Below are 26,113 nucleotides of genomic sequence, written 5' to 3'. Positions count from 1 at the left end.
CTCCCCCTGGAGGTCGCGTTCCGCGGCGCGGTGATGGCGGTCCGGGGGCCCCGCCGTGCCGGGTGCGGGTCAGGGCGTGCAGGCGGGCAGTCCGGCCGTGTCGCCCTTGCTGATCTTCTGGAGCGCCTTGACGGCGTCGTCGATGGTGGCGACCTTGACCAGGGTCAGGCCGTCGGGGGTGTCCTTGGCCGCGGCGGCGCAGTTCTCGGCCGGGGTCAGGAAGTAGCGGGCACCCGCCTTGCGGGCGCCGATGGTCTTCATCTGGATGCCGCCGATCGGGCCGACCTTGCCGTCGTCGTCGATGGTCCCGGTGCCCGCGATGAACTTCCCGCCGGTGAGGTCCTGCGGGGTGAGCTTGTCGACGATCCCGAGGGCGAACATCAGGCCGGCGCTGGGGCCGCCGACGTCGCTCAGCTTGATGTCGACGGTGAACGGGAAGGTGTGGTCGGTCCCGGCGCGGATGCCGACGATGGCGTGCCCGTCGTCGGGGGCCTTGCCGGCCACGACGGTGACCTTCTCGGTGCCCACCGGCTCCCGGCGGGCCTTCTCGGCGGCCGCCGCCTCCTTGGCGGGCACGACCACGAACTCGACCTTCTCGCCGGGCTTGTGCTTGGTGACGAGGGTGGCCACGTCCCCCGGCTGCTTCACGGGGGTGCCGTCCACGGACCTGATCACGTCACCGGCGTGCAGCCGGCCCTCGGCGGGGCTGTCCTTGACGACGCTGGCGACGACCACCCGCTGGGAGACGGGGATGTTCAGCTCCCGGAGCGCGGCGACCTTGGCGCTCTCCTGGGACTGGCTGAACTCCTCGGCGTTCTCCTGGGTGGACTGCTCGTCCGTCTTGCCGTCCGGGTAGAGGTTCTCGTGGGGGACGACGATGTTGTCGTGGGCCAGCCAGCCGTAGACCGCCTCGACGAGGTTCATGTCGTAGTCGGCGCCGGTGACGCGGACCGTGGTCATGTTGAGGTGGCCGGTGGTCGGGTACGTCTTGTGCCCGGAGATCTGCAGGACCGCCTCGCCGCCTGAGTCCCCCAGGGTGTTCACCGTGGGACCGGGGCTCATCTCGGAGTACGGGACCTTGATGAAGACCCCCGCGCACAGGAGCGCGAACAGCATCAGGGTGGAGGCGAGCATCGTCGCGGTGCGGCGTGGCATGGAACGACAGTACGGGACGCGTCACAGCGCGTCTGAACCGGAGTGGGCCTTCTCGGCCTTGGCCATCGCCTCGCGGAAACGCGCGTATCCCGCGAGTTCGGATATGTCGCCGGAGGTCCGGTCCCGGGCCGCCCAGCTCGCCCATATCGCTGCTCCGACAGCGGCGAACAATGGAATCAGCAGCCACGCCAGTGATGCCATGCCGAGCCTCCCTACCCGTATGACGACCGCGGTTGTGTGTGGACTCCAACGCTGGTCCCCGGGGCGGGGTTACGCAAATCGGTGGGGCCCTCCGGGGTGCCGGAGGAGCCTCGGGAGGGCGCCGCAGGGGTCAGCAGGCGCCGACCCACTCCTCGGTGCCGTCGGCGAACCGCTGGTGCTTCCAGATCGGGACCTCGTGCTTGAGGTCGTCGATGAGCTTGCGGCAGGCCTCGAAGGCCTCGCCGCGGTGCGGGCAGGAGACGGCCACGATCACCGCGATGTCGCCCACGGCCAGATCGCCCACCCGGTGGACGGCGGCCAGCGCCCGGACCGGGTACGCGGCGGCCACCTGCTCGGCGATCTTGCGCATCTGCGCCTCGGCGGTGGGGTGGCAGGAGTAGCCGAGGGAGTCCACGTCGGTGCCGCCGTCGTGGTTGCGGACCGTGCCCACGAAGAGGGCGGTGCCGCCCGCGGCCTCGTCACCGACGGCCTTGTAGACCTCGTCCAGCGAGAGCGGGGTCTCGCGTATCTCCAGCAGCCGGATCGGGTCCGCTGCTGCCTGCTCGCCGGGGTGGTCGAAGTGCGGTGCCATACAGTCCATCGTGCCCTACGCCGCGGACAACGCCCAAGAGGCGTTTCGACCGGGTCGGCAGGCCCCGCGTATGGACGGATCTACAGTCCCCCGGGCCCCTCGGGCCCCCCTGTCACCAGCCCTTTCAGATGCCCCGGCGCTTGCGGGCCCGGCGGACCACCGCGGCGGCGCCCAGCAGGGCGACGGTCGCGCCGGCGGCGCCGGCGGCGGTGGCGTCCTTGCGGCCCAGCCGGCGGCCGGCGACGGTGTGCCGTCCGGAGACCTCCTGGAGCAGTTCGGCCAGCACTTCCTCATTGGTCCAGCGCGGCCGCCAGCCCGCGTCGTGCAGCCGGCTGACGCTGACGACCCACGGGTGCATCGTGTACGCGAGGTCACCGGCCGGGGACGGGGTCAGCCCGATCCGGTGCAGCCGGGCGGCGGCGCCCAGGGCGACCGCGGAGGGCAGCTCCATGCGGCGGATCCCGCTCAGCTCCTCCACCTCCTCCTGCTCCAGCCAGCCCTCGCAGCCCACCGCCAGCTCGCCCTCGACCTTCTCCAGCGCGGCGTACTCCAGCGCGCTGACCAGGTCCTCGACGTGGCAGAACTGCCAGGTGGGGCGGGAGCCGGCCACCACCAGCAGCCGCGGCGACTCGAAGTACCGGGTCAGCGCCGTGTCCGTGCCGCCGACCAGCACCGCGGGGCGCACGACGGTGACGTTGAGTCCGGGGTGGGCGCGCGGCGCCCGGCGGCCCAGCCGCTCGATCTCCAGCAGGTCCCCGACGCCGGTGGCCTCCGCGGTGGCCCGCAGCTCGGCGTCCTCCGACAGCGGGATGTCGTTGTCCGGCAGCGCTCCGTAGACCATCGCGGAGGTGCAGAGCACCACCCGGCGGACCCCGGCCGCCGCGGCGGCGGTCAGCACGGTCTGGGTGCCGCGGACGTTGTACGCCGTACGGGCCGCCGGGTCGGTCTCCAGGTCCAGGTCGAGGGCGAGGTGCACCACGACGTCGGCGCCGCGCAGCTTCTCGGCGATCGCCGGGTCCCGGACGTCGAGGACCTGCCAGGTGGCCTCGGCGCACTCACCGCGCCGCTCGTCGATCGCGAGGACCTGCTTGACCTCGTCGGACTCGACGAGACGCTGGACGAGCGCGGCGCCGACACCCGTGGCGGCACCGGTCACGGCGACCACGGGCCCGCGGGTGCCGTGGTTTCGCCGCTGGCGAACGTCTTCGCCCTGGAGGGGGCCGAATTCGTCGTCGGGCACTGCTCGGGGCTGTGGATCTGGGGAACTCACCGGGCGTCTCCAGCGGTTGTCTTCAGTACGGACGCGTGGTGACGCGTACGGACCAGGTGATGTCCATCCTGCCGCAGGCCGTGAGCCCGCGGAGCACCGAGCCCGGAACCGGGCGGGGTGTCTACGCTGGGTGGTGTTGTCGGACATTGTTGTCGGACCATTGCCGCCGGCACCGGTCGGCGGCCTGACGAGCCGAGGAAACCCGTGAGTGACACCCCATTCGGATTCGGCCTTCCGCCGGAGGAGCCGGAGAGCGGCGACGAGGGCAAGAAGAAGGGCGATCAGGGCGGCCAGGGCGGCCCCGCGAATCCGTTCGGGTTCGGCGGGGCGGGGCTGCCGGGCGGCGCGGACAACCCGTTCGCCGCGATGTTCGGATCGATGAACCCGAACGACCTGGGCGCCGCGTTCCAGCAGCTCGGACAGATGCTGAGCTACGAGGGCGGTCCCGTGAACTGGGACATGGCCAAGGACATCGCGCGCCAGACCGTCGCGCAGGGCACCACCGACGGCGTCAAGGACTCCAGCGTGGGCCCGGCCGAGCGGGCCGCGGTCGAGGAGGCCGTGCGGCTGGCGGACCTGTGGCTGGACGGCGTGACCTCGCTCCCGTCGGGCGCCGGCAGCGCCGTGGCCTGGAGCCGCGCCGAGTGGGTCGAGGCGACCCTGCCGGTGTGGAAGGAGCTCGTCGACCCGGTCGCCGAGCGGGTCGGCGCGGCCATGGGCCAGGTGCTGCCCGAGGAGATGCAGGCCATGGCCGGCCCGCTGCTCGGCATGATGCGCTCGATGGGCGGCGCCATGTTCGGCCAGCAGATCGGCCAGGCGGTGGGCGTGCTGGCGGGCGAGGTGGTCGGTTCCACCGACATCGGCCTGCCGCTGGGGCCGGCCGGCCGGGCGGCGCTGCTGCCGCTCAACATCGAGGCCTTCGGCAAGGACCTCGGCGTCCCGTCGGACGAGGTGCGGCTCTACCTGGCCCTGCGCGAGGCGGCCCACCAGCGGCTCTTCGCGCACGTGCCGTGGCTGCGCTCGCACCTGTTCGGCGCGGTCGAGGGGTACGCGCGCGGCATCAAGGTCGACACCTCGAAGCTGGAGGACGTGGTCGGCGGGCTCGACCCGTCGAACCCGGAGCAGCTGCAGGAGGCCCTGCAGGGCGGCATGTTCCAGCCGCAGGACACCCCGGAGCAGAAGGCCGCGCTGGCCCGGCTGGAGACGGCCCTGGCGCTGGTCGAGGGCTGGGTGGACGCGGTGGTCCACGAGGCCGCCAAGCCCCGGCTGACCTCGGCGGACGCCCTGCGCGAGACGCTGCGACGGCGGCGCGCCTCGGGCGGTCCGGCGGAGCAGACCTTCGCCACGCTCATCGGTCTGGAGCTGCGGCCGCGCCGGCTGCGGGACGCCTCCCGGCTGTGGGCCTCGCTCACCGACGCGCGGGGCGTGGACGGCCGGGACGGCCTGTGGGAGCACCCCGACATGCTGCCGACCGCCTCCGACCTGGACGACCCGGACGGCTTCGTGCACCGCGAGCAGCTGGACTTCTCCGAGATCGACAAGATGCTCGGCGAGGCGGCCCGGCAGACCGACCGCGACGAGGACGGCGAGGGCGGGCAGAAGTGAGCCTGTACGACGAGGCGGTCCTGGTCCTCAAGGGGTACGAGGGCCAGCCCGAGCTGCGGGACGCCTACCTGGAGCACCTGGCGGCCCATCCCGACGGCATGTACAAGCCCTGCACGGCCGGGCACCTGACGGCCAGCGCGCTGGTCATCGACCCGGCGGCCGGCCGGGTGCTGCTGACCCTCCACAAGAAGCTGGGGCTGTGGCTCCAGATGGGCGGCCACTGCGAGGAGCAGGACGCCACCCTGGAGCAGGCGGCGCTGCGGGAGGCCGTCGAGGAGTCGGGGATCGCGGCGGGGCTGACCCTGCTGCCGGGCGGCCCGGTGCGGCTGGACCGGCACGCCATCCCGGCCCCCTGCCACTGGCACCTGGACGTGCAGTACGCCGCGCTGGCGCCGGCCGAGGCGGTGGCCGCCATCAGCGAGGAGTCGCTGGACCTGCGGTGGTTCCGGTACGCCGAGGTCGCCGAGGTCGCCGACACGTCGGTGGTCACCTTGATGGAGGACACCCTGGCCCGGCTCTGACCGAGCGCCCGCGGGCCTCCTTCCGTACCGGTCCGGGTACGGGAGGGGGCCCGCGGCGCGTGCGGGTCAGTTGCGGCTGCCGCCCATGGAATTGCCGCGCAGGCCGAAGCCGAAGGCGCCGCCGCGGATGTGCTGCGGGGGCATCAGCTCGCTGGGCTGGATGAGGACGTACCCGCTGCCCTGGAACTGCATCTCCCAGCCCTCGCCGGTGGCGCCCTTGCGCCGCCAGACGCCGGAGGTGGAGGTGGGCGCCTGCATCTGGGTGCGCAGGGTGGTGGACCAGGCGATCACCGCGTCGGCGTCGGCGCAGATGTTGGTGCCCGGGGTGACCTCCAGGACCAGCGGCTCGCCGGAGGTGAGCAGGGCGACCTTGCCGGTGCCGGTCAGTTCCAGGTTGTAGGCGCCGGCCGAGGCGATGCCGACGGCGCTGTCCACGGCGACGATCCCGACGCCGAGGGTGCTGTCGAAGGCGAGGACGGAGGCGCTGTCGACGGTGATGCCGCCGCCGACGTCCATGACGTGGATGTGCTGGGCGAAGTTGGCCAGGTAGACGTGGCCCTGGCCCTTGCACTTCATGAGTTCCAGGCGTTCCTGGGTCATCCGCTCGACATTGCGCCAGCTGCGGTTCTTGTACTGGCTCTGGAAGTCGACCTGTCCCTCGAAGGCGACCATGGCGCCCTGGCGGGCCAGGACGGCGCCGCCGCCCTGGGTGAGGTCGGCCTTGAGCAGTTGAGGGTTCTGCAGGGTGTAGCGCCCGGTGGACTCGACCGGGACGTGCGCGAAGAGTGTGCTGTGCATGGTGGCTCGGTGCTCCTCTCAGCCCCGGATCTTGAAGCGGTCGCCGGTGTCCTCGCTGGGCTGGACGACCACGAAACCCTGGCCCTTGAAGCCGATCTGAAGGGCCTCGCCGCTGCCCCGGCCGATCAGCGCGCCGGCCTTCATCGTGCGCTTGGCCTTCATGTCGAGGCCGGTGGTCCAGGCGACCAGGGCATCCGGGTCGACGTACGTCTCCCGCTCGGCGCAGTCGAGGACGGTGGGGACGCCCCGGCTGACCAGGGCCACCCAGCCGGTGCCGCGGACGACCAGGTTGGTCAGGCCGGAGCCGGAGAGCCGGGCGACGCCCTTGACCGGCTCGATGGCGAGGTCGAGGGTGGCGTCGCAGGCCAGCAGGGTGGCGCCGTTGACCGACAGGGCCTCGTTGGCCAGGTGCAGGACCAGTACGTCCGCGCCGTAGTCGGCGAGGTACAGGTCGCCGTCGCCGCGGCAGAGCATCAGCCGGCCGCCCTCGCCGGTGACCATCTCCTCGGCGCTGCGGCGCAGGGTGGCGGGGGCGCCGTCGAACTGCACGTAGCCGTCGTACGCGATCATCGATCCGGCCTTGGCGATCAGGTCCTGGCCGGTGACCATGGTGACCTTGAGGGTCTTGGAGCTGTGGACGGCCATCCGCAGTCCGGTCGGGGCGGCGCGGTGGGCGCTGAGTGTGTACGTATCCATGGACTGCCTCACGCCTCGAAGGGCTGGACGACGACGAAGTTGCCCGGGGCGCCCCGGAACTGCAGGTTGACCGCCTCCGACTGGGTGCTCGCGTACCCGGAGCGGCGCAGCCGCAGTGCGCTGGTGGTGACGGCCTGGGCGCCGGCGGACCAGGCGATGACGGCGTTGCCGTCGACGTAGGTGGCCGGGCCGACGGGGAGCACGACGGGCGTGCCGCGGGTCTTGACGACGACCGCGCCGGTGCCGGAGAAGAGCATCGAGAAGAAGCCGCCGCCGGGCAGGCCGGCGCCCTCGATGCGGCGGACCTCGGTGTCCAGGGACTCGTCGAAGGCCAGGACGCCGTGGGCGCTGGTGTACAGCTGCTCGCCCTCCAGGCGGATCACGAAGAGCCGGCTGGCCTCGTCGGCGAGGAAGACCTCGCCGTCGCCGGAGCAGCGCATCAGGGACATGCCCTGGCCGGTGAGCTGGCCGGTGAGCTTGCCGAGCAGGCCGGAGCCCTTGTGGGCGAAGTCCACGTCGCCCTGGTAGGCGACCATGCTGCCCTGCTTGGCAAGGATCGCCTGGTTCTTGGTGAGGGTGACGCGGACCTGCTGGGGGTTCTGTTCGGTCCAGCGGTCGCCGACGGCCACCTCGGCGTACTTGGTGAGGACCACGCGCAGGCCGGCCTCGGCGGGTACGGGGGCCAGCTGGCGGCCGCCGCCGAAGGGCTGCGCGGGGACGCCGGGCGGCGGCACCGCGCCGGGGGCGGGCGCGCCGGGCGGCGGGACGGCGCCGCCGGGGGCGAAGGGGGCGGGGACGGCGGCGGGGGGTGCCGCGGGGGCGAAGGGGGCCGGGACGGCGGCGGGCGGGGCCGCGGGGGCCGGGGTGAAGGGGGCCGGCGGCGCGGGGGCCGGGGCGGGGGCCGGCGGGGGCGCGAAGGCGGGCGGGGCGAAGGCCGGCGGGGCGGCCGGGGCGGCGGGCGCCGGCTCCTCGGCGGCGACCTGGCCGCCGAAGTTCTCCAGGAGGGCGGCCAGGCCGCCGTCGAAGCCCTGGCCCACCGCGGCGAACCGCCAGACGTCCTTGAAGTAGAAGTCGCCGAGCATCACGGCCCGCTCGGTGCTGAACTCCGCGCCGGTGAAGGCGTACCGGACGACCTCCTCGCCGCCGGCCACGATCCGGATGTGGCCGGGGCCGATCCGGGACATCTGGCCGTCGCCGTCGACCGTCGCCGTGAACGACAGCTTCCGGATCGTGTCCGGGACCCGGTCGAGGGTGACCCGGAAGGACTCGGTGTCGCCGGCCTGCGGGCCCAGCAACTGGATCGACTCCTCGGGCGACTTCGGCTGGTTGAAGAAGACGAAATAGCGGTCGTCGGAGAGGCGCTCCTCGGCGTCCAGACCGAAACAGCTGATGTCGAAGGTCAGCCCGGGCGCGTCGATGTGGACGCCCACGTATAGGTCGGTCCCGGCCGTCAGATCACTGATCTTGGCCTTGTGGCCGCGCTGGAATTCCCTGCCCATGCGTCGGACGTCCCCCATCCCGGTGGCTAATGCGTGCGGTCAGGCTAACCGCATTCGTCGAGATCAGGCCAAGTCGGTACGGACCCGGTACATTTCACGGCCCGTCACGCCGGGGTGGGAGCGGACCGCTGGGCGTCAGGCGTCGCGGGCGGCGGGGACGTGCGGCAGGCGGTCGGCGGCGACCACGCCTTCCAGGTAGCCGCGGGCCCGCTCGGTACGGGGGTACGCCTCCAGCAGCTGCCAGAAGCGGGGGCCGTGGCCGGGTACCAGCAGGTGGGCCAGCTCGTGCAGCAGGACGTAGTCGACCACGTACTCCGGCATGCCCTGGAGGCGGTGCGAGAGGCGGATGCTGCCCTCGGCGGGGGTGCAGGAGCCCCAGCGGGTGTTCTGGTTGGTGACCCAGCGCACCGAGCCGGGGCGCGCGCGGCCGCCGAGGTACTGCTCGGACAGGCGTGCGGCGCGCTGGGTCAGCTCGGTGTCGCCGAGGACCCGCTTGCTCTCCTGGGCGGCCAGCTTGTCCAGCATCACGCCCACCCAGCGCTGCTCCTCGGCCTCGGACATCCGGGCAGGGATGAGCACGATGGTGCGGTCGCCCTCGCGGTAGGCGGAGACGGTCCTGCGGCGGCGCGCGCTCCGGCGGACTTCGACGGCGCGGTGTGGATCTGCGGACACGGCACGACGGTACCGGGTGGTCTGGCCGAAGTCCCGCCTCTGCCGGGTTTGAACGATTAATAGCCTTAATTCCTTGGTGCTGTGGATAACTCTCGGCGGGAATTCCGGCACGGCGGCATTCTCGATCTCGTCCGGTTCGCGCCCGATTCGGCGCAAGGTGCGCCGTGTGCGGACCGGGGTGGAGGAGGAGCGGTCATGGAGACGTATCCGAAGGTGAAGCCCGCCCTGGCCAGGGCCTGGCGGGACGCCGACACGGTGCAGTTCGGGGTGACCCCGGCCCGGGCGGCGCTGTTCGGGCCGCTGGACCCGGCGTCCGGCAGCCTGGTCGAGCAGTTCGACGGCACCCAGGGCATGACCGCCCTGCGGGAGCGGGCCAGGGCCCTGGGGCTGCCGGAGGGGCAGGCCGACCGGCTGGTGCGGGGGCTCACCCGGTCCGGGCTGGTCGACGACGTGACCGCGGGCGGGGAGGCGGCCCAGTCGGTGCGGGGCCGGATCGAGCTGATGGAGCGGTTACGCCCGGACCTGGGCTCGCTGTCGCTGCTGCGCCAGGAGCCGGGCGGGGCGCTGCGGGCGCTGGCCGCCCGCCGGTCGGTACGGGTCCAGGTGCGGGGGCTGGGCCGGGTGGGGGCGGTGGTCGCGTCGGCGCTGTCGGGGGCGGGCATCGGCCGGGTGGAGGTGATGGACGGCGGGGTGGTCGAGCCGGGTGATCCGGTGCCGGGCGGGATGCCGCCGGAGGCGGTGGGGATGCGGCGGGGCCCGGCCGGGGAGGCGCTGGTGCGGGAGTCGGCGCCGGAGCGCGGCCGACGGACCGGTCCCCAGGGCGAGCGGCCCGAGCCGGCGCTGGCGCTGGTGGTGGCGGCGCCCCGGCAGGGCCTGGCGGCCCATGCGCCGGATCCGGCCGAGGCCGAGCCGTGGATCCGGTCGGGCATCCCCCATCTGTATGCGGGGGTGCTGGAGTCGACCGGGATGGTCGGTCCGCTGGTGCTGCCGGGGGCGACGGCCTGTGCGGGGTGCATGGAGCGGGAGCGGGTGGACCGGGACCGGCAGTGGCCCCGGCTGCTGACGCAGTGGCGCTCGGGGCGGAGCCGGGCCGGGCCCTCCTGCGACCTGGGGCTGGCGATGGCGGTGGCGGGGCTGGCGGCGGCCCATGCCCTGTCGTTCCTCGACGGCGAGTTGCCGGCCTCGGCCGGGGTCCGCTGGGAGGCCACACTGCCGGGGCTGGAGTGGCGGCGGACATCGGTGGCGGCCCATCCCGAGTGCCCGTGCGGGGCTCCGGTGGCCGCAGAGGAGGAGCGGCCCGTCGGCCGGAAAGCAGCACAGGACACAATGGCCGGGTAACCGCCGTCCGCGGCGCGGCTGTGTGGGAACTGGAGGGGCGCATGTCTGATCTTCCCCGGAAGGCGGTCACCCGTACCGCCAAGCTGGCTGCGCTGCCTCTGGGCATCGCGGGGCGGGCCACCTGGGGCCTGGGCAAGCGGATCGGCGGGAAGTCCGCGGAGATCGTGGCGCGGGAGCTGCAGCAGCGGACGGCCGAGCAGTTGTTCAAGGTGCTCGGGGAGCTCAAGGGCGGGGCCATGAAGTTCGGCCAGGCCCTCTCGGTGTTCGAGTCAGCGCTGCCGGAGGAGGTGGCGGGGCCCTACCGGGCCGCGTTGACCAAGCTCCAGGAGGCGGCGCCGCCGCTGCCGGCGGGGCGGGTGCACCAGGTGCTCACCGAGCGGCTGGGGGCCGACTGGCGGGATCTGTTCCTGGAGTTCGAGGACAAGCCCGCGGCCGCGGCCTCGATCGGCCAGGTGCACCGGGCGGTGTGGCACGACGGCCGGGAGGTGGCGGTCAAGGTCCAGTACCCGGGCGCCGGAGAGGCGTTGCTCTCGGACCTGACGCAGCTGAGCCGGTTCGCCCGGTTGTTGGGGCCGCTGATCCCGGGCATGGACCTCAAGCCGCTGATCACCGAGATGCGCAACCGCATCGAGGAGGAGCTGGACTACGAGCTGGAGGCGGAGTCCCAGCGGTCGCACGCGGACGTGTTCGCCGACGACCCGGACGTGGTGGTCCCGGACGTGGTGCACCAAGGCGAGCAGGTGCTGGTGACCGAGTGGATGGAGGGCACCCCGCTGTCGGAGGTGATATCCGGCGGCACCCAGGAGGAGCGTGACCGCGCCGGTCAGTTGCTGGCCCGGTTCCTCTTCTCCGGCCCGGCCCGCACCGGGCTGCTGCACGCCGACCCGCACCCGGGGAACTTCCGCCTGGTGCGGGACGGGGAGGGCCGGATGCGGCTGGGCGTCCTGGACTTCGGCACGGTCGACCGGCTGCCGGGCGGGCTGCCCCGGACCATCGGGGCGTCCCTGCGGCTGACGCTGGAGGGCGATGCGGAGGCGGTGTACGAGCAGTTGTGCGCCGAGGGGTTCGTGAAGCAGTCCATCGAACTCGACCCGGACGCGGTGCTGGACTACCTCCGGCCCATCATCGAGCCGGCCCGGGTGGCGGAGTTCACCTTCACGCGCGGCTGGATCCGGGGGCAGGCGGCGCGGATCGCCGATCCGCGCTCCCCCGCCTACCAGCTCGGCAAGCAGCTCAACCTGCCGCCGTCCTACCTGCTGATCCACCGGGTCACGCTGTCCACCATCGGCGTGCTGTGCCAGTTGGGTGCCACGGTCCGGCTGCGGGACGAGCTGGAGTCCTGGCTCCCGGGCTTCCTCCCGGAGTCCTGACCGCGGGCTCCGGGGCCGGGTCACGGGGCCGGGGCTACCACCAGGAGGAGTCGAGGCGGCCTTCGATGGCCCGGATGTTGGCCCGGGCGCAGTCGTCGCAGAAGTACTGTCTGCTGCCGTTCTCGACGGAGCAGGTCCAGGTGATCGGGGCCCCGTCGGGGGCGTGCTTGCCGCAGCGCGCGCAGGTGATCGTCCCGGTTCCGGGACCGGGCGGCGCGGGGTGGGGGGTCTGCTGGTCCACCTCCAGACGGTACCTCCGAGGGTGCCGGCGGGGCGTGCAACGCACCGTGGGGCCGGTCCCTTCGGACCGGCCCCACGGGAGGCGTCGTGACGTCTGTTCGTCGTGACGGTCAGTTCCCGACCGTCATCAGTTCATGACCGCCATGGCGAGCGCGCGGCGGGCGCGCAGCGAGACGCGCTCGGCTCGGCGCTGCATGCGGCGGGCGGCGATCAGGCGCATGGCCTGACGTTCCGCGTCCACCTCACGCATGCGCTCGTGCATATGAGCACGGGCCAGGGCTTCTGGGATGAGTTGCATTTCGCGGGTCCTGTTCTGACGCGAGATGTTCGCGCCCGGAGTGGTGAAGTCGGTGACGGCGGAGCCGGAGGGCTGCTCGCTCGTGGTGGAGGGGGTCATCGGGGCCTGCTTCAGGGGGTCGTGCGTCAGGGGGCGGTCGATGGTTCCGAGGGCGTTCATGCCGCGATCGGGTTCTTGCGCGGGCGGCCACGGGGCCGCTTGCGGGCGACGACCACACCCTGGACGAACAGCTCGCCACCCCAGACGCCCCAGGGCTCGCGTCGCTCGATCGCGCCGGCGAGGCAGGCCTCGACCAGCGGGCAGGTGCGGCAGAGCGACTTGGCGTACTCGACGTCGGCCGGGGACTCGGCGAAGAAGACCTCCGGGTCGTACGTACGGCAGGGGACGGGCACGCCGAGGTTCTCGATGGCGTCGTCGAGCGCGGAGAGCGCGGTGAGCGGAGTCAAGGTGGAGTCCTCCGGGACTGCGGGCGGGGTGATGTGGGAGGGCGGTACGGACGGGGCGTGCGCTTCGAGTTGCACGGTGGTTTCTTTCCTCGTCTGGTCGGTCCGGCCTGGTGGGCCGGGGTTCGGCTGGTGTACCGGGTCTTGCCAGTCCCGAGGCGCCTTCGGTCCGTCGTCCCCGTTCGGGGACAAACAGAAGGGCCGCGGATCCCGGGTGGGGTTCCGCGGCCCTGAAGGCGCCGGCCTGATCAGGCGATCAGGCTGGATCACTCCAGGGTTCGAGCCCGCGGAAGGCCCACATGTGGTGGTGCTGCGTCGTCTGCTTGGTGAATCCGGCACCGGCTGCCGCAAAGGCATAGGCGCTCGCCTGAGCCGTTGCTACTGCTTCCAGTGCCTGGGTCGGTCGCTCATCGCGGTCATTGCGGTCACGGACCGGGAGGGTCGCGAGGGCAACGGGGCTGGCGGTGGCGGAGGCCACGGACAGACCGGTGCCCTGGGACACGGGAATGAACGAGACGAGCTGGGTGGAGCCGAGCAGGCAGGAAGCGGCAACCGAGCGATCGGTCATTTTGGTGGTGGTCATGAAGCTGGTCACTGGTCTCGCCTCCTCTCGGCGTCTCGGGGACGGTGGCCCGGGGGCCTGTCCCATGCGTATTCGGATAAGTACAGCACGGAGCGGGGGCCTCGGAGAAGGCACCGTTTCCGTTGCTAAGAACCTATGGGGATGTGCGGGGCATGTGCAAACTATTTTTCCGACGAGTTTCTACGCGTCGCCCCCGGAGCCGTCCTCAGGCTCCTGACCTGCGCAGATGGCCAGGACATCGGCGCCGAAGCGGTCGACCTTGCGTCCACCGACGCCGGAGATCATCGCGAGCTCCCCCGCGGCCGTGGGCGCGGCCTCGGCGATCGCCATCAGCGTCTTGTCCGTGAACACGCAGTATGCGGGCTGTCCGATCTGCTTCGCCCGGGCCCCGCGCCAGTCCCGCAGGCGCTCGTAGAGTCCTTCGTCCATGTCGGACGGGCACTCTTCGCAGCGCATGAGCTTGATCTCACCCGCGTCGGTGAGGGTCTTGCCGCAGACCCGGCAGCGCACCGGCCCGCGCCGCTCGCGCCGGCGGGCGGTGCGCTCGGTGCCGTCCGGACCGGCCGCCCGGCCGCCGGCGCCGCCGGAGCGGGGCCGCAGGCCCGTCAGGAAGCGGCTGGGGCGCCGGGAGGGGCGGCCGCCCGGGGAGCGCGAGAGGGCCCAGGACAGGGCGAGGTGGAGGCGGGCGCGGGTGACGCCGACATAGAGCAGCCGGCGCTCCTCCTCGACCTGCTCCTCGGTCTTGGCGTAGGTGATCGGGAGCATGCCGTCGGTGAGGCCGACGAGGAAGACGGCGTCCCACTCGAGGCCCTTGGCGGCGTGCAGGGAGGCGAGGGTGACGCCCTGGACGGTGGGCGCGTGCTGGGCGGCGGCGCGCTCGTCCAGCTCCACGATGAGGTCGGCGAGGGTGGCGCCCCGGTGGGCGCGGCCGAAGTCCTCGCCGAGCCGGACCAGGGCGGCCAGGGACTCCCACTGGTCGCGGACGGCCCCCGAGCCGGCCGGCGGCTCGGTGGTCCAGCCGTGTCCGCTGAGGACGGCCCGGACCTGGTCGGCGAGGTCGACGAGGTCGTCGAGGCCGGGGTCGTTGGCGCCGAAGCGGGCGGCGCCGCGGAGGTTGGCGATGGCCGCGCGGACCTCGGTGCGCTCGAAGAAGCGCTCGGCGCCGCGGAGCTGGTAGGGCACGTCGGCGTCGGCCAGGGCCTGCTCGTAGACCTCGGACTGGGCATTGATCCGGTAGAGGACGGCGATCTCGCCGGCCGGGACCCCCGCCGCGATGAGGTCGCGGATCCGCCGGGCGACGCCCTCGGCCTCGGCCGGCTCGTCCGGGTACTCGGTGTAGGCCGGGTCGGGGCCGCTCTCGCGCTGGGAGACCAGCTCCAGCCGGTGGTCGGCGGCGCGGCCGTGGGCCTGGGCGAGCAGGCCGTTGGCGAGGTGCACGACCTGGGGGGTGGAGCGGTAGTCGCGGACCAGCTTGACGACCGTGGCCGAGGGGTAGCGGGTGCGGAAGTCCAGGAGGTGGTCGGGGGTGGCGCCGGTGAAGGAGTAGATGGTCTGGCTGGCGTCCCCCACGACGCAGAGGCTGTCGCGGTCGCCGAGCCAGAGCTCGAGCAGCCGCTGCTGGAGCGGGCTGACGTCCTGGTACTCGTCGACCACGAAGTGCTGGTACTGGGCGCGGATGGTCTCGGCGATGTCGTGCCGGTCCTGGAGGATGCCGACCGTGAGGAGCAGCACGTCCTCGAAGTCGATCATGCCGCGGTCGCGCTTGAGCTGTTCGTAGTGGGAGTAGATCTGGGCGATCTCGGCCGGATCCCGGGGGGCCTCGCGGCCGGCCTTGCGGACGGCGGCGGGGTAGTCGGCGGGGACGGTCTGGGTGACCTTGGACCACTCGATCTCGCCGGTGACGTCACGGAGCTCGCTGCGGTCCAGGCGGACGCGGCAGCGGGCGGCGGCCTCGGCGACCAGCTGGACCTTGCGCTCCAGGAGGCGGGGCAGGTCACCGCCGACCGCGCGCGGCCAGAAGTACTGGAGCTGGCGCAGGGCGGCGGAGTGGAAGGTGCGGGCCTGGACGCCGCCGGCGCCGAGGGTGCGCAGCCGGCCGCGCATCTCGCCGGCGGCGCGGTTGGTGAAGGTGACGGCGAGCACGCTGGCGGGCTGGAGGACGCCCGCGCGGACGCCGTAGGCGATCCGGTGGGTGATGGCGCGGGTCTTGCCGGTCCCCGCGCCGGCCAGCACGCACACCGGTCCGCGCAGCGTGGTGGCGACCTCGCGCTGCTCCGGGTCCAGGCCCAGGAGCACCGCGTCGGCCGACTCCGCGGCGGACGGGAGGGGTGGGGTATGCGTTGCTGCTGTCACACCGCCATGCTGCCAGGTCTCGAGCGGCGGGCGGGAAAGTCGTCCACAGGACCGGGCCGCCAGTCGTACTGATCGGATCTTCGATCGGAGCGGGGGCCGGGTCCGGGCGACGGCCGCACCTCGGGGAATGCCCCGGGCGGCCGGTACGTTCGCTAGAGAGGACCGACCCGGCCGCCCGCGGCCGAGCCGGTTCCGTTGTGACCTTTGTGACTCTTGTGACCACGTCCCCCGAAGGAGCGCACCCACGATGCAGGGTTCCGTGACGATGTACAGCACGACCTGGTGCGGCTACTGCCGCCGGCTGAAGACCCAGCTGGACCGGGAAGGCATCGCCTACACCGAGATCAACATCGAGCACGACCCGGCGTCTGCGGCGTTCGTGGAGAAGGCCAACGGCGGCAACCAGACCGTCCCGACCGTCCTGGTCGTCGGCACCTCGGGCACCGAGGCCGTCATGACCAACCCGAGCCTGGCCCAGGTGCAGCAGGCCCTCGCGGTCTGACCACCGGCGCACAGAAAGGCCCCCGCCACGGCGGGGGCCTTCTGCTGTCCGGGGCCCGCGGGCCGGCTCAGCCCTTGGGCAGGGGCTGGCCGTACCAGAGCTCGACCAGCCGGGCCGCGATGGAGATCCCGGCCGGCGGCAGCACCTCGCCCGACTCGATGGCCAGCCGCAGGTCCTCGCGGGAGAACCAGCGGGCCTCGTGGATCTCCTCGCCGTCGACCTGGATGTCGTAGCTGGTGGCCCGGGCCATGAAGCCGAGCATCAGGCTGGAGGGGAAGGGCCAGGGCTGGCTGGCGACGTACTCGACGTCACCGACCCGTACGCCGGCCTCCTCGAAGACCTCCCGCACCACCGACTGCTCGATGGACTCGCCGGGCTCCACGAAGCCGGCCAGCGTGGAGAAGCGCCCCTCGGGCCAGTGCACCTGGCGGCCCAGCAGCGCACGGTCCCGGTCGTCGGTGACCAGCATGATCACGGCCGGGTCGGTGCGCGGGTAGTGCTCGGCCCCGCAGGCCGGGCAGCGGCGGACGTGGCCGGCCGCGGCCACCACGGTCCGCTCGCCGCAGCGGGAGCAGAAGCGGTGCAGCCGCTGCCAGTTCTCCAGGGCCACCGCGTGCACCATCAGCCCGGCGTCGCGCGGCGGCAGCAGCAGGCCGGCCTCGCGCAGCCCGGCGGGCCGGGCGGACTGGTCCATGCGGCCAGGCAGCGAGTCCTTCTGGAGGGCGAAGTAGTTCACCCCGTCCTCGTCGGTGCCCAGGAAGTACCGGTGGGTCTCGGTGAGGGGCGCCTCGAAGGCGGGGGTCATGACGATGGCGGTGCCGCCGTCGGGGGTGTCGTCGATCAGCACCTGTCCGCCGGAGACGACGAAGACCCGGGTCGTGGGGTGCGACCAGGCGGCGGCCAGCCAGGCCTCGTCCAGCCGGTGGTGCGCGGCCCGGTCCACGCCGCTGGGCGCGGTCAGCGAGATCGGGCGGTCAAGCGTGCGGCCCAGGTGCTCGGTCGAGGTGCTCACAGGTGCTTCCAACTCCCCCGGATAGCGGTGAATGGTGCGTACGTGGTGCGGTGTGGGGGCCGGACCCGGCGGCGCGGCCGGGCCGGCGGGGAGGGGTCAGGCGGGCGACCCGGTCCAGTTCTCGGCGAGGTCGCCCCACAGGTAGGCGGTGGCCTCGACGCCCTTGAGGAGGAGGTCGATCTCGACCTTCTCGTTGGGCGCGTGCCAGCCGTCGGAGGGGACCGAGACGCCGAGGAAGAGCACGGGGGCGCCGAGCACGTCCTGGAGGTCGGCGGCCGGGCCCGAGCCGCCCTCGCGGGTGTAGCGGACCTTCTCGCCGAAGGCGCGGCCCATGGCACGGACGACGGACTGGAGCGCGGGGTGCTCCAGCGGGGTCAGGCAGGGCCGGGTGGGGGCGCCGAAGACGATCTCGTGGCGGATGCCGGCGGGGATCTGCGCCGCGACCCAGTCCTTGACGGCCGCCTCGACGACGTACGGGTCCTGGCCGGAGACCAGGCGGAAGGACAGCTTCAGCGAGGCGCCCTTGGGGATGATCGTCTTACCGCCGGGGCCCTGGTAGCCGCCGCCGATGCCGTTGAGCTCGGCGGTCGGGCGGGCCCAGACGCGCTCCAGGGTGGAGTAGCCGGCCTCGCCGAGGGTGCCGTGGGACTTGGCGGTGCGCAGCCACTGCGCCTCGTCGAAGGGCAGCTCGGCGATGAGCTGCCGCTCGGTGTCGGTGAGCTCGGCGATGCCGTCGTAGAAGCCGGGGATCGTGACGCGCTCGTGCTCGTCGTGCAGGGCGGCGACCAGGCGGGCGGCGACGGTGGCCGGGTTCGGCACGGCGCCGCCGAAGGAGCCGGAGTGGATGTCCTGGTCGGGGCCGTACAGCTCGATCTCGCAGTCGGCCACGCCGCGCATGCCGGTGCAGACGGTGGGGGTGGTCTCGGACCACATGCCGGTGTCGGAGACGATCACGACGTCGGCGGCGAGGCGGCCGGCCCGCGACTCGACCAGCTCGCGGAAGTGCGCGGAGCCGGACTCCTCCTCGCCCTCGATGAGCAGCTTGAGGTTGACCGCCGGGGCGGTGCGGCCGGTGGCGGCGAGGTGGGCGCGGACGCCGAGGGTGTGGAAGAAGACCTGGCCCTTGTCGTCCGCGGCGCCGCGGGCGTACATCCGGGTGCCGTCGACGACCACCGGGTCGAAGGGGTCGGTGTGCCAGCCGTCCTCGCGGGCCGCGGGCTGGACGTCGTGGTGGCCGTAGACCAGGACGGTGGGGGCGGCGGGGTCGCCGCTGGGCCACTCCGCGAAGACCGCCGGGGCGCCCGCGGTGGGCCAGACCTCGCTGACCGGGAAGCCGGTCTCACCGAGCTTGGCGGCGAGCCAGTCGGCGCTGCGCCGTACGTCGTCCGCGTGGGCCGGCTGGGCCGAGACGGAGGGGATGCGCAGCCACTCGGCGAGGTCGTCGAGGAAGGCGGCGCGGTGGTTCTCGATGTACGTACGGACGGCGCTGTCCGGGGTGAGGCTCATGCGTCGAGCCTAGCCGTCCCGCCGGGGGCCGGATTCCGTGCCCGATTTGCCTTGGAGGATCCGCTCAAGGCGGGCCCGGCCGGGCAACCGGGCGGGGCGGACCACACGGCCGGTGCGCACGTGCAGGAAGGCGGCGGTGACCCGCTCCGGGTCGATGCCGTGGGCCTCCGCCCAGGCCAGGCGGTAGATGGCGAGCTGGAGCGGGTCGGCCTGCGCGCTGTGGCCGGTCTTCCAGTCGACGATCTCGTAGCCGCCGTCCTCGGTGCGGTAGACGGCGTCGATCCGGCCGCGGACCACCCGCCCGCCGAGGGTGAGCTGGACCGGCACCTCGAGGCGGTGGGGGGTGCGGGTGGCGTACTCGGTGCGCTCGAAGGCGGCCTTGAGGGATTCCAGGTCCCGCTCGTCGGCGATCTCGGCGTCGGTGCCGGGCAGCTCGTCCGGTTCGAGCAGGGGCAGCTCCAGCTCGTCGAAGCGGGACTCCACCCAGGCGTGGAAGCGGGTGCCGCGGCGGGCGGCGGGCTGCGGCGGCTGCGGCATGGGGCGGGCCAGGTCGCGGACGAAGCCCTCCTCGTCGGCGGCCAGCCGCTGGAGCTGCGAGGCGGTCAGGGAGGCGGGCAGCGGGACGTCGCGGACGGCCGCCCGGGCGCGCCGGAGCTCCCCGGCGAGGGCGTCGAGGTCCCGGTCCCAGGACGCGGCGAGCCGCCGCTCCTCGGGGGTCAGTCCGGGCTCGGCGTCCTCGGCGGCGGGCTCGTCGCAGTGCGGGGGCCAGAGGTAGCCGTCCTCGTCGGCCGGGGCGGGTACGGGGGTCCCGGGCGCGGCCGGGCGGCGCGGGCCGGGCACCCCGGCGGTCCGGGGGACGGCCTCCGGCTCCTCGGCGGTACGGGGGGCCGGCGCCGGCTCCTCCGCCCACGGGTCCTCGTCCACCGGCCACGGGTCGTCCTCGTCGGCCGGACCGGGCGGGGCGTCGGGCCAGGCGTCCTCGCCGCCGGCCCACAGGTCGTCCCCGGTGCCGGGCCGGGGCTCGGGGAGCCCGGCCGGCGGGGCGGCGGGCTCGACGGTGTCCAGGTACGTCAGGACCGTGTCGGCGGCGCGGCGGCGGTGCCGCAGGGAGGCGGGGTCCAGCGGCAGCGGCCAGGACCCGTCCTGAACGGGCTCGGCCAGGGCCGGGTTCTCCGCGTCGGGCTCCGGCTCGTCGGCCCACCGCTCGATCTCGCCGTGGCCCGCGGCGCAGTGGTCGTACAGCGCCCCCAGGAAGGCCGAGGGGCCCCGGCGGGTCTTCTGGGTGGGGCCCCACCAGTGGCCGGAGGCGAGCAGCAGGGAGCGCGGGCGGGTGAAGGTGACGTACCCCAGCCGCAGCTCCTCCAGGGCGGCGTGGTCCTTCACCTCGGCCTTGTAGGCCTTGAGAGCGGCGGCGGTCCAGCCGGTGATCCCGGGGAGGGTGCCGGCGTCGCCGCGCAGCGGGTACGGCAGCACCTGCGGCTGGGCCGTCCAGGACTCGCGCGGCTTCTCGGACGGGAAGGCGCCGGTGACCAGCGAGGGGACGGCGACCACGTCCCACTCCAGGCCCTTGGACTTGTGGGCGGTGAGGACCTTGACGGTGTTCTCGCCGCCGGGCAGGGCGTTGTCCAGGCCGCGTTCGTACTGGGCGGCGGTGCGCAGGAAGGAGAGGAAGGCGAGCAGCGAGCTCTCGCCGTCCAGGGCGGCGAAGCCGGCGGCCACGTCGAGGAAGTTGGCCAGGGTCTCGCGGCGGCGGGCGGCGAGGGCGTGCGGGGAGGCGGAGAGCTCGACGTCCAGGCCGGTGGTGGCGAGCACCCGGTGCAGTACGTCCATCAGCGGGTCGGCCAGGGAGCGGCGCAGGTCGCGCAGCTCGGCGGCGAGCCGGGCGAAGCGGACCCGGGCGTCCGCGGAGAAGGGCAGGGTGTCCTCGGCGCCGCCGTCGAGGAAGGTGTCGAGCGCGTCGGCCAGCGAGACGATCTCCGCGGGGTCCACCCCCTCCACGGCGGCGGCCAGCCGGTCCTCCTGGCCGCCGTGCCCGTCGGTGACGAGCAGCCGGGCCCGGCGGCCGAGCAGGGCCAGGTCCCGGGCGCCGATCCGCCAGCGGGGCCCGATCAGCAGCCGGACCAGGGCGGCGTTGGCCCCCGGGTCCTGGAGGACTTCGCAGACCGCGACCAGGTCGGCGACCTCGGGGAGGTGCAGCAGTCCGGCCAGGCCGACCACCTCCACGGGGACGTCCCGGGCGACCAGGGCGGCCTGGATCGCGGGGAAGTCGGCCCCGGAGCGGCACAGGACGGCGATCTCGCCGGGGGCGGTGCCGGTGCGGACCAGGTGGGCGAGGGAGTCGGCGAGCCAGTCCAGCTCGGCCTCGTGGGTGGGCAGCAGGGCGCAGCGCACCGAGCCGTCGCGCTCGCGGCCGGGCGCCGGGCGCAGCGCCTCGACGCCTTCGTGGCGGCTGCGCAGCGGGGCGGCGAGGTCGTTGGCCAGGTCCAGGAGCCGGCCGCCGCTGCGGCGGTTCTCGCTGAGGGAGTGCCGGGCGGCGGGGGTGCCGTCGGCGTGCGGGAAGTGCTCCGGGAACTCGTCCAGGTTGGCCACGGAGGCGCCGCGCCAGCCGTAGATCGCCTGGCAGGGGTCGCCGACGGCGGTGACGGCGTGGCCGCTGCCGCCGCCGAAGAGGCCGGACAGCAGCAGCCGCTGGGCGACGGAGGTGTCCTGGTACTCGTCGAGCAGCACGATGCGGAACTCGTCCCGCAGCAGCTCGCCGACCTCGGGCCGGGTGGTGGCCAGCTCGGCGGAGAGGGCTATCTGGTCGCTGAAGTCGAGCAGGTCCCGGCGGCGCTTGGCGGCGCGGTAGCGCTCGGTCAGCTCGAGGAGTTCGAGGCGGGCGGTGACGGCGGCCGGCACCTTGCGCAGTTCCTCGTTGGTCAGCCGGGCGCCGGCCAGCTCGTCGAGCAGGGCGGTGTCGTACGCGCGCAGGGCGGCCGGGGCGACCAGGTGCTCGGCCAGCTCGGCGTCGAGGGCGAGGACGTCGGAGACGAGGTCGGCCAGGGAGCGGGTGAGCGCGGGGTAGGGGCCGGGGGCCTCGCGCAGCACCCGGGCGGCGAGCTGGAAGCGGGTCGCGTCGGCGAGCAGCCGGGCGCTGGGCTCCAGGCCGATGCGCAGGCCGTGGTCGGTCAGGAGCTGCCCGGCGAAGGCGTGGTAGGTGGCGATCCGGGGCTCGCCGCCCGCCTCCTCGGTGCCGGGGAGCGGGTCGGGGTCCGTGACGCCGGCCTTGCCGAGGGCGGTGCGGACCCGCTCGGCGAGCTCGCCGGCGGCTTTGTTGGTGAAGGTCAGTCCGAGCACCTGGGCGGGCTCGACCTGGCCGGTGCCCACCAGCCACACCACGCGGGCTGCCATGACGGTGGTCTTGCCGGAGCCGGCTCCGGCCACGATGACCTGCGGGGCGGGCGGCGCCGTGATGCAGGCCGTCTGCTCCGGGGTGAAGGGGATGCCGAGGAGCTCCTTGAGCTGCTCGGGGTCGTCGAGGGTGGCGGGCACGAGAGAAAAGGCTAGCCGGGGTCGGTGACAGTCCGGGCCCGTCGCTGCCGTGCGCCGCCCTCGCGGGGGCGCGGCGGCCGGGGGCGGGCCCGGTGACACGGGGGCGCCGGGCCCCTCACGTGTCTCCTGTCACTCCCCGATCGTCACTCCACGATCTGGCGCCCCTCCGGCCTCGCGCTGCACGAGGACCGGAACGAGCAGTGGGTGCAGTGGCGGCCGGTGGACGGGGTGAAGCGCTCGTCCAGGACGCGGCCGGCGGCCTGGGCGAGCAGGTCGCCGACCCACTCCCCCGCCAGCGGCTCCTGCCCTTGCACCTTGGGCACCTCGTCGCCGCCGTCCTTCTTGGCGGCGCCCTGCCGCAGCTGGACCAGCTCGGCGCCGCCCGGGGCGGGCCGGACGCCCGCGAAGGCCGCGTCGACCGCGCCCTCGCGCACGGCGAGCTGGTAGACGGCGAGCTGCGGGTGCCGGGCGACCTCGTCGCGGGTGGGGGCGGACTTGCCGGTCTTGAAGTCGACGACGTAGGCGCGGCCCTCGGGGTCGGTCTCGACCCGGTCCATGGAGCCGCGGATGCGGACCTCGTACTCGCCCGCGTCGAGGGTGACGTCGAACTCGTGCTCGGTGGCGACGGGGGTGCGGCCGGCCCGGTCGGAGACGTGCCAGCGCAGGAAGCGCTCCAGGGCGGCCCGGGCGTTCTCCTTCTCCTGACGGGACTTCCAGGGGGCGTCGAAGGCGAGGGCGTCCCAGACCGAGTCGAGGCGTTCCATGAGCACGGCGAGGTCGGCCGGGGTGCGGCCGGAGGCCACCTCGTCGGCGAGGACGTGGACGACGTTGCCGAAGCCCTGGGCGGCGCTGGCGGGGGTGTCCGCCTTGACCTCGCGGCCCAGGAACCACTGGAGGGAGCAGGTGTTGGCCAGCTGGTCCAGGGCGCTGCCGGAGAGGGCCACCGGCCGGTCCCGGTCGCGCAGCGGGGCGCCGGAGCGGGTCGGCTCGTACAGGCCCCACCAGCGCTGCGGGTGGGCGGCCGGGACCAGCGGCTGGCCGTCCTCGTCGACCAGGGCGGCCAGCTTGGCGAGCCGGCGGGCGGCGGCGTCGCGCAGGGCCGGGGAGGCGGCCGGGTCGACGGTGGTGGCGCGCAGCTCGGCGACGAGCGCGGCGACCGCGAGCGGGCGGCGCGGCCGGCCGGTGACGTTCTGCGGGGTGACGCCCAGCTCGGTCAGGAAGCGGGAGGGCTGGTCGCCGTCGTCGGCGGGGGCCTTGACGGCGGTGACGACCAGCCGGTCCCGGGCGCGGGTGGCGGCGACGTAGAAGAGCCGGCGCTCCTCGGTGAGGAGGGCGCCGGGCGGCAGCGGCTCGGCCAGCCCGTCGCGGCCGATCCGGTCGGCCTCGAGCAGGGAGCCGCGGCGGCGCAGGTCGGGCCACAGGCCCTCCTGGACGCCGGCGACCACGACCAGGCCCCACTCCAGGCCCTTGGAGCGGTGCGCGGTCATCAGGCGGACGCCCTCGGGGCGGACGGCGCGCTGGGCGAGGGTGTCGGCGGCGATGTCCTGGGCCTCGACCTCCTCGAGGAAGTTGAGGGCGCCCCGGCCGCCGGTCCGCTCCTCGGCCCGGGCCGCGGTCTCGAAGAGGGCGCAGACGGCGTCCAGGTCGCGGTCGGCGTTGCGGCCGCCGGGGCCGCCGCGGCGGGCCGAGCGCTCCAGCCGGGTGGGCCAGGAGGTGCCGTTCCACAGCTCCCACAGGGCTTCCTCGGCGGTGCCGCCGCCTTCCAGGAGCTCGCGGGTCTTGCGGAGCAGGGCGCCGAGGGTCTGGGCGCCGCGGGCGTACGCGGGGTCGTGCACGGTCAGCCGCTCCGGCTCCGCGAGGGCGCGGGCCAGCAGTACGTCGGAGGGGGCCGGGGTGCGGTTCCCGGCGGCCCGCTCCTCCTCCCGCAGGGCGCGGCCCAGCCGCCGCAGGTCCGCCGGGTCCATCCCGCCGAGCGGCGAGCCGAGCAGCGCGACGGCCGCCTCCACACCGACCCAGCCCTCGGCCGCCGCGGGTGCGTCTGCCGGGACCGCCTCCCCCTCGTGTACGGGTGCACCGCCCGCGGCCGGCTCCGCCTCCTCGTCGGGACCGGCACCGGAGTCGGCGTCGGCGCCCTCGGCATCGGCGGCCGGGTCCGGGGCGGTGGCCGGGGCGGGCCGGGCTCCGGTGCTGGTGGCGGCCGCCGTGGCCACCACCCGCAGGGCCGTCAGCAGGGGGGTGACGGCCGGCTCGTGGCGCAGCGGGGCGTCGGCGGCGGAGGTGTCGACGGGGACGCCGGCCGAGGTGAGGGCGCGGCGCATCGCGGGCAGGGCGCTGCCGCCCGCGCGGACCAGGACCGCCATGTCCGACCAGGGGACGCCGTCTTCGAGATGGGCCCGGCGCAGCAGGTCCGCGATGTTGTCCAGCTCGGCCCCCGCGGTGGGGTACGTGTACACCTCGACCGAGCCGCCGGGCCGGGTGCCGGCCAGCTCCCGGTGGGCGCGGACGGCGGCGGCCGGCAGCCGGGGCACCGGCATCCGGGCGGTCAGCAGCCGGGTGGCCGCCAGCAGCGCGGCCCGGGAGCGGCGGGAGGTGCCGAGCACCTTCACGCGGGCGCCGGGGAAGTCGTCGGCGAAGCCGAGGATGCCGCCCACGTCGGCGCCCCGGAAGGCGTAGATCGACTGGTCGGGGTCGCCGAAGGCGATCAGTTCGCGGCCGCCCCCGAGCGCCTTGAGCAGCCGGATCTGGGCCGGGTCGGTGTCCTGGTACTCGTCGACGAAGACGGTGTCCCAGCGGGACCAGACCTCGGCCGAGGACTCGGCGAGCAGCACGGCCCGGTGCACCAGCTCGGTGTAGTCCAGGGCCCCCTGGAGGTCCAGGACGTCCAGGTACTCGGCGAGGAAGCCGGCCGCGGCGGCCCAGTCGGGCCGGCCCTGCCGGGCGGCGAACTCGCCGAGGGCGGCGGGCGTCAGGCCCAGCTCGCGGGTGCGCGCGAACACGGCGCGGACCTCGTCGGCGAAGCCGCGGGTGGTCAGGCAGGCCTTGAGGTCCCCGGGCCAGCGGATGCCGCCCAGGCCCTGCTGGCCCGCCAGCAGCTCCCGCACGGTGACGTCCTGCTCGGGGCCGGAGAGCAGCCGCAGGGGCTCCTCGAAGAGTTCGGAGGGCTGGTGGGCGCGGACCAGCGCGTAACAGAAGGAGTGGAAGGTGGTGGCCTGCGGCGCCCGCGCACCGCCCAGCCGCAGCGCGGTGCGGTCGCGCAGTTCCACCGCGGCCTTGCGGCTGAAGGTGAGGACCAGGATCCGGGCCGGGTCGGCCCCGGCCTCCACCCGGGCGGCGACGGCCTCGACGAGGGTGGTGGACTTGCCGGTGCCGGGCCCGGCGAGGACCAGCAGCGGCCCGCCCCGGTGGTCAACCACGGCCCGCTGCGCTGCGTCCAGAACGGGGGGACCCCCCTGTTCCGGCCCGGTGCGCACCAGTCGGTACGCGTGCCGGGTCCGCGTACGACGGGTGGAAGTGGAGGAGCTCACGTGGGGTGCCGGTCCTGGTGGTGTCTGTGCTGAGGTGCCTGCCGTCGGGCGCGGCGGGCGGTGCCGCGGCCGTGCCGGGCGCGTGCGCCCGAAGGGAAGACGCTACGCCAAGCGGGCGGCTCCGTGCACCGCACTCGGCCGTGCCGTCCGCCGCTCGGACCGCCGCCTGTGCCGTCGCCGCAGGTCGCCGCCCCGGCCGTCGGATCCGTCACGTTCCGGCCGCCGTGCCGGTCCCCGTGCGGACCGCCCCGCCCCGTCCTCCCGTCGCCCTGCGGGCGGTCGGGATGTGCGGGGAGCGCCGCTTGACGGGGGTGGCAGGCTGGACCGGAGGCAGGCCCGGGCCTGGGATGGCCCGAGGGCCACGGCGGAGCCGCGAAGTCCCAGGGGTGGGCCTGCCGCAGGGCC

22 protein-coding genes are annotated in these 26,113 nt (G+C 74.3%); 5 read left to right on the top strand and 17 right to left on the bottom strand.

The window, feature by feature from the left end:
• Positions 1-69: 69 nt before the first annotated feature.
• From AB0O40_RS31875 to AB0O40_RS31860, 4 genes are all read right to left on the bottom strand, one after another.
• On the bottom strand, positions 70-1,155 hold the full coding sequence (locus AB0O40_RS31875) for a PDZ domain-containing protein (protein ID WP_365048880.1): 1,086 nt from the start codon (positions 1,153-1,155) through the stop codon (positions 70-72).
• Between the two features lie 21 nt (positions 1,156-1,176).
• On the bottom strand, positions 1,177-1,356 hold the full coding sequence (locus tag AB0O40_RS31870) for a hypothetical protein (RefSeq protein WP_365048878.1): 180 nt from the start codon (positions 1,354-1,356) through the stop codon (positions 1,177-1,179).
• A 130-nt stretch (positions 1,357-1,486) separates the two neighbouring features.
• Complete coding sequence (locus AB0O40_RS31865) at positions 1,487-1,948, bottom strand: molybdenum cofactor biosynthesis protein MoaE (protein ID WP_365048876.1); 462 nt, start codon at positions 1,946-1,948, stop codon at positions 1,487-1,489.
• 124 nt (positions 1,949-2,072) lie between these two features.
• Positions 2,073-3,188, bottom strand: a complete 1,116-nt coding sequence (locus tag AB0O40_RS31860) for an SDR family oxidoreductase (protein ID WP_365048874.1) — start codon at positions 3,186-3,188, stop codon at positions 2,073-2,075.
• A 234-nt stretch (positions 3,189-3,422) separates the two neighbouring features.
• Between AB0O40_RS31860 and AB0O40_RS31855 the strand changes: the two genes are divergently transcribed.
• On the top strand, positions 3,423-4,823 hold the full coding sequence (locus tag AB0O40_RS31855) for a zinc-dependent metalloprotease (RefSeq protein ID WP_365048872.1): 1,401 nt from the start codon (positions 3,423-3,425) through the stop codon (positions 4,821-4,823).
• Positions 4,820-5,344 carry an NUDIX hydrolase gene (locus tag AB0O40_RS31850; protein ID WP_365048870.1) on the top strand — a complete coding sequence of 175 codons (525 nt, stop codon included), beginning with the start codon at positions 4,820-4,822 and terminating at the stop codon, positions 5,342-5,344. The genes AB0O40_RS31855 and AB0O40_RS31850 overlap by 4 nt, the downstream gene beginning before the upstream one ends.
• Positions 5,345-5,410: 66 nt before the next feature.
• Here the strand turns inward: AB0O40_RS31850 and AB0O40_RS31845 are convergent, their stop codons facing one another.
• The 4 genes from AB0O40_RS31845 to AB0O40_RS31830 form a co-directional block, all read right to left on the bottom strand.
• Positions 5,411-6,142: an AIM24 family protein gene (locus tag AB0O40_RS31845; protein WP_365048868.1), complete on the bottom strand. Its 732-nt coding sequence runs from the start codon at positions 6,140-6,142 to the stop codon at positions 5,411-5,413.
• Positions 6,143-6,160: 18 nt separating this feature from the next.
• A complete protein-coding gene (locus tag AB0O40_RS31840; RefSeq protein ID WP_365048866.1) occupies positions 6,161-6,838 on the bottom strand; it encodes an AIM24 family protein in 678 nt (225 codons plus the stop codon).
• A gap of 8 nt (positions 6,839-6,846) precedes the next feature.
• On the bottom strand, positions 6,847-8,337 hold the full coding sequence (locus AB0O40_RS31835; RefSeq protein WP_365048864.1) for a TerD family protein: 1,491 nt from the start codon (positions 8,335-8,337) through the stop codon (positions 6,847-6,849).
• A gap of 135 nt (positions 8,338-8,472) precedes the next feature.
• A complete protein-coding gene (locus AB0O40_RS31830; RefSeq protein WP_365048862.1) occupies positions 8,473-9,009 on the bottom strand; it encodes a M48 family metallopeptidase in 537 nt (178 codons plus the stop codon).
• A gap of 195 nt (positions 9,010-9,204) precedes the next feature.
• Between AB0O40_RS31830 and AB0O40_RS31825 the strand changes: the two genes are divergently transcribed.
• Positions 9,205-10,347: a ThiF family adenylyltransferase gene (locus tag AB0O40_RS31825; protein ID WP_365048860.1), complete on the top strand. Its 1,143-nt coding sequence runs from the start codon at positions 9,205-9,207 to the stop codon at positions 10,345-10,347.
• 41 nt (positions 10,348-10,388) lie between these two features.
• Positions 10,389-11,717, top strand: coding sequence for an AarF/ABC1/UbiB kinase family protein (locus tag AB0O40_RS31820; RefSeq protein ID WP_365048858.1), 1,329 nt, complete (start codon positions 10,389-10,391; stop codon positions 11,715-11,717).
• A gap of 34 nt (positions 11,718-11,751) precedes the next feature.
• On the opposite strand, the gene AB0O40_RS31815 is transcribed toward AB0O40_RS31820, so the two are convergent.
• The 5 genes from AB0O40_RS31815 to AB0O40_RS31795 all read right to left on the bottom strand — a co-directional run bounded on the left by AB0O40_RS31815 (position 11,752) and on the right by AB0O40_RS31795 (position 15,711).
• Positions 11,752-11,958 carry a hypothetical protein gene (locus AB0O40_RS31815; protein ID WP_365048856.1) on the bottom strand — a complete coding sequence of 69 codons (207 nt, stop codon included), beginning with the start codon at positions 11,956-11,958 and terminating at the stop codon, positions 11,752-11,754.
• A gap of 126 nt (positions 11,959-12,084) precedes the next feature.
• Positions 12,085-12,414, bottom strand: a complete 330-nt coding sequence (locus tag AB0O40_RS31810) for a hypothetical protein (protein ID WP_365048854.1) — start codon at positions 12,412-12,414, stop codon at positions 12,085-12,087.
• Entirely contained in the window at positions 12,411-12,776 is a 366-nt protein-coding gene (locus AB0O40_RS31805; protein ID WP_365048852.1) for a WhiB family transcriptional regulator, read from the bottom strand. The genes AB0O40_RS31810 and AB0O40_RS31805 overlap by 4 nt, the downstream gene beginning before the upstream one ends.
• A 178-nt stretch (positions 12,777-12,954) precedes the next feature.
• Entirely contained in the window at positions 12,955-13,347 is a 393-nt protein-coding gene (locus AB0O40_RS31800) for a hypothetical protein (RefSeq protein WP_365048850.1), read from the bottom strand.
• 114 nt (positions 13,348-13,461) lie between these two features.
• The gene (locus AB0O40_RS31795; RefSeq protein WP_365048884.1) at positions 13,462-15,711 is read right to left on the bottom strand and encodes an ATP-dependent DNA helicase UvrD2; all 2,250 of its coding nucleotides are present in this window, start codon (positions 15,709-15,711) and stop codon (positions 13,462-13,464) included.
• Between the two features lie 169 nt (positions 15,712-15,880).
• On the opposite strand from AB0O40_RS31795, the gene AB0O40_RS31790 reads away from it, so the two are divergent.
• A complete protein-coding gene (locus AB0O40_RS31790) occupies positions 15,881-16,135 on the top strand; it encodes a mycoredoxin (protein WP_365048848.1) in 255 nt (84 codons plus the stop codon).
• A 67-nt stretch (positions 16,136-16,202) separates the two neighbouring features.
• On the opposite strand, the gene nudC is transcribed toward AB0O40_RS31790, so the two are convergent.
• From nudC to AB0O40_RS31770, 4 genes are all read right to left on the bottom strand, one after another.
• Complete coding sequence (nudC, locus tag AB0O40_RS31785; protein WP_365048846.1) at positions 16,203-17,159, bottom strand: NAD(+) diphosphatase; 957 nt, start codon at positions 17,157-17,159, stop codon at positions 16,203-16,205.
• An 84-nt stretch (positions 17,160-17,243) separates the two neighbouring features.
• Positions 17,244-18,653 (bottom strand): dipeptidase, encoded by a 1,410-nt coding sequence (locus tag AB0O40_RS31780; RefSeq protein ID WP_365048844.1) that lies wholly within the window; start codon positions 18,651-18,653, stop codon positions 17,244-17,246.
• 9 nt (positions 18,654-18,662) lie between these two features.
• Entirely contained in the window at positions 18,663-22,184 is a 3,522-nt protein-coding gene (locus AB0O40_RS31775; protein ID WP_365048842.1) for a UvrD-helicase domain-containing protein, read from the bottom strand.
• Positions 22,185-22,327: 143 nt separating this feature from the next.
• The gene (locus AB0O40_RS31770) at positions 22,328-25,654 is read right to left on the bottom strand and encodes an ATP-dependent DNA helicase (protein WP_365048882.1); all 3,327 of its coding nucleotides are present in this window, start codon (positions 25,652-25,654) and stop codon (positions 22,328-22,330) included.
• Positions 25,655-26,113 lie beyond the last annotated feature (459 nt).

Origin of the sequence: Streptomyces sp. NPDC089919 (genome assembly GCF_040684615.1) — a bacterium.
In the GTDB taxonomy this organism is placed as follows: domain Bacteria; phylum Actinomycetota; class Actinomycetes; order Streptomycetales; family Streptomycetaceae; genus Streptomyces.
This window is presented reverse-complemented; position numbering and strand designations above follow the sequence as displayed.

Coding starts and splice junctions, on each gene's coding strand:
- AB0O40_RS31875 (WP_365048880.1), bottom strand. CDS start 1,155: ATGCCACGCCGCACCGCGACGATGCTCGCCTCCACCCTGATGCTGTTC.
- AB0O40_RS31800 (WP_365048850.1), bottom strand. CDS start 13,347: ATGGGACAGGCCCCCGGGCCACCGTCCCCGAGACGCCGAGAGGAGGCG.
- AB0O40_RS31870 (WP_365048878.1), bottom strand. CDS start 1,356: ATGGCATCACTGGCGTGGCTGCTGATTCCATTGTTCGCCGCTGTCGGA.
- AB0O40_RS31835 (WP_365048864.1), bottom strand. CDS start 8,337: ATGGGCAGGGAATTCCAGCGCGGCCACAAGGCCAAGATCAGTGATCTG.
- AB0O40_RS31845 (WP_365048868.1), bottom strand. CDS start 6,142: ATGCACAGCACACTCTTCGCGCACGTCCCGGTCGAGTCCACCGGGCGC.
- AB0O40_RS31820 (WP_365048858.1), top strand. CDS start 10,389: ATGTCTGATCTTCCCCGGAAGGCGGTCACCCGTACCGCCAAGCTGGCT.
- AB0O40_RS31790 (WP_365048848.1), top strand. CDS start 15,881: ATGCAGGGTTCCGTGACGATGTACAGCACGACCTGGTGCGGCTACTGC.
- AB0O40_RS31865 (WP_365048876.1), bottom strand. CDS start 1,948: ATGGCACCGCACTTCGACCACCCCGGCGAGCAGGCAGCAGCGGACCCG.
- AB0O40_RS31780 (WP_365048844.1), bottom strand. CDS start 18,653: ATGAGCCTCACCCCGGACAGCGCCGTCCGTACGTACATCGAGAACCAC.
- AB0O40_RS31810 (WP_365048854.1), bottom strand. CDS start 12,414: ATGAACGCCCTCGGAACCATCGACCGCCCCCTGACGCACGACCCCCTG.
- AB0O40_RS31840 (WP_365048866.1), bottom strand. CDS start 6,838: ATGGATACGTACACACTCAGCGCCCACCGCGCCGCCCCGACCGGACTG.
- AB0O40_RS31825 (WP_365048860.1), top strand. CDS start 9,205: ATGGAGACGTATCCGAAGGTGAAGCCCGCCCTGGCCAGGGCCTGGCGG.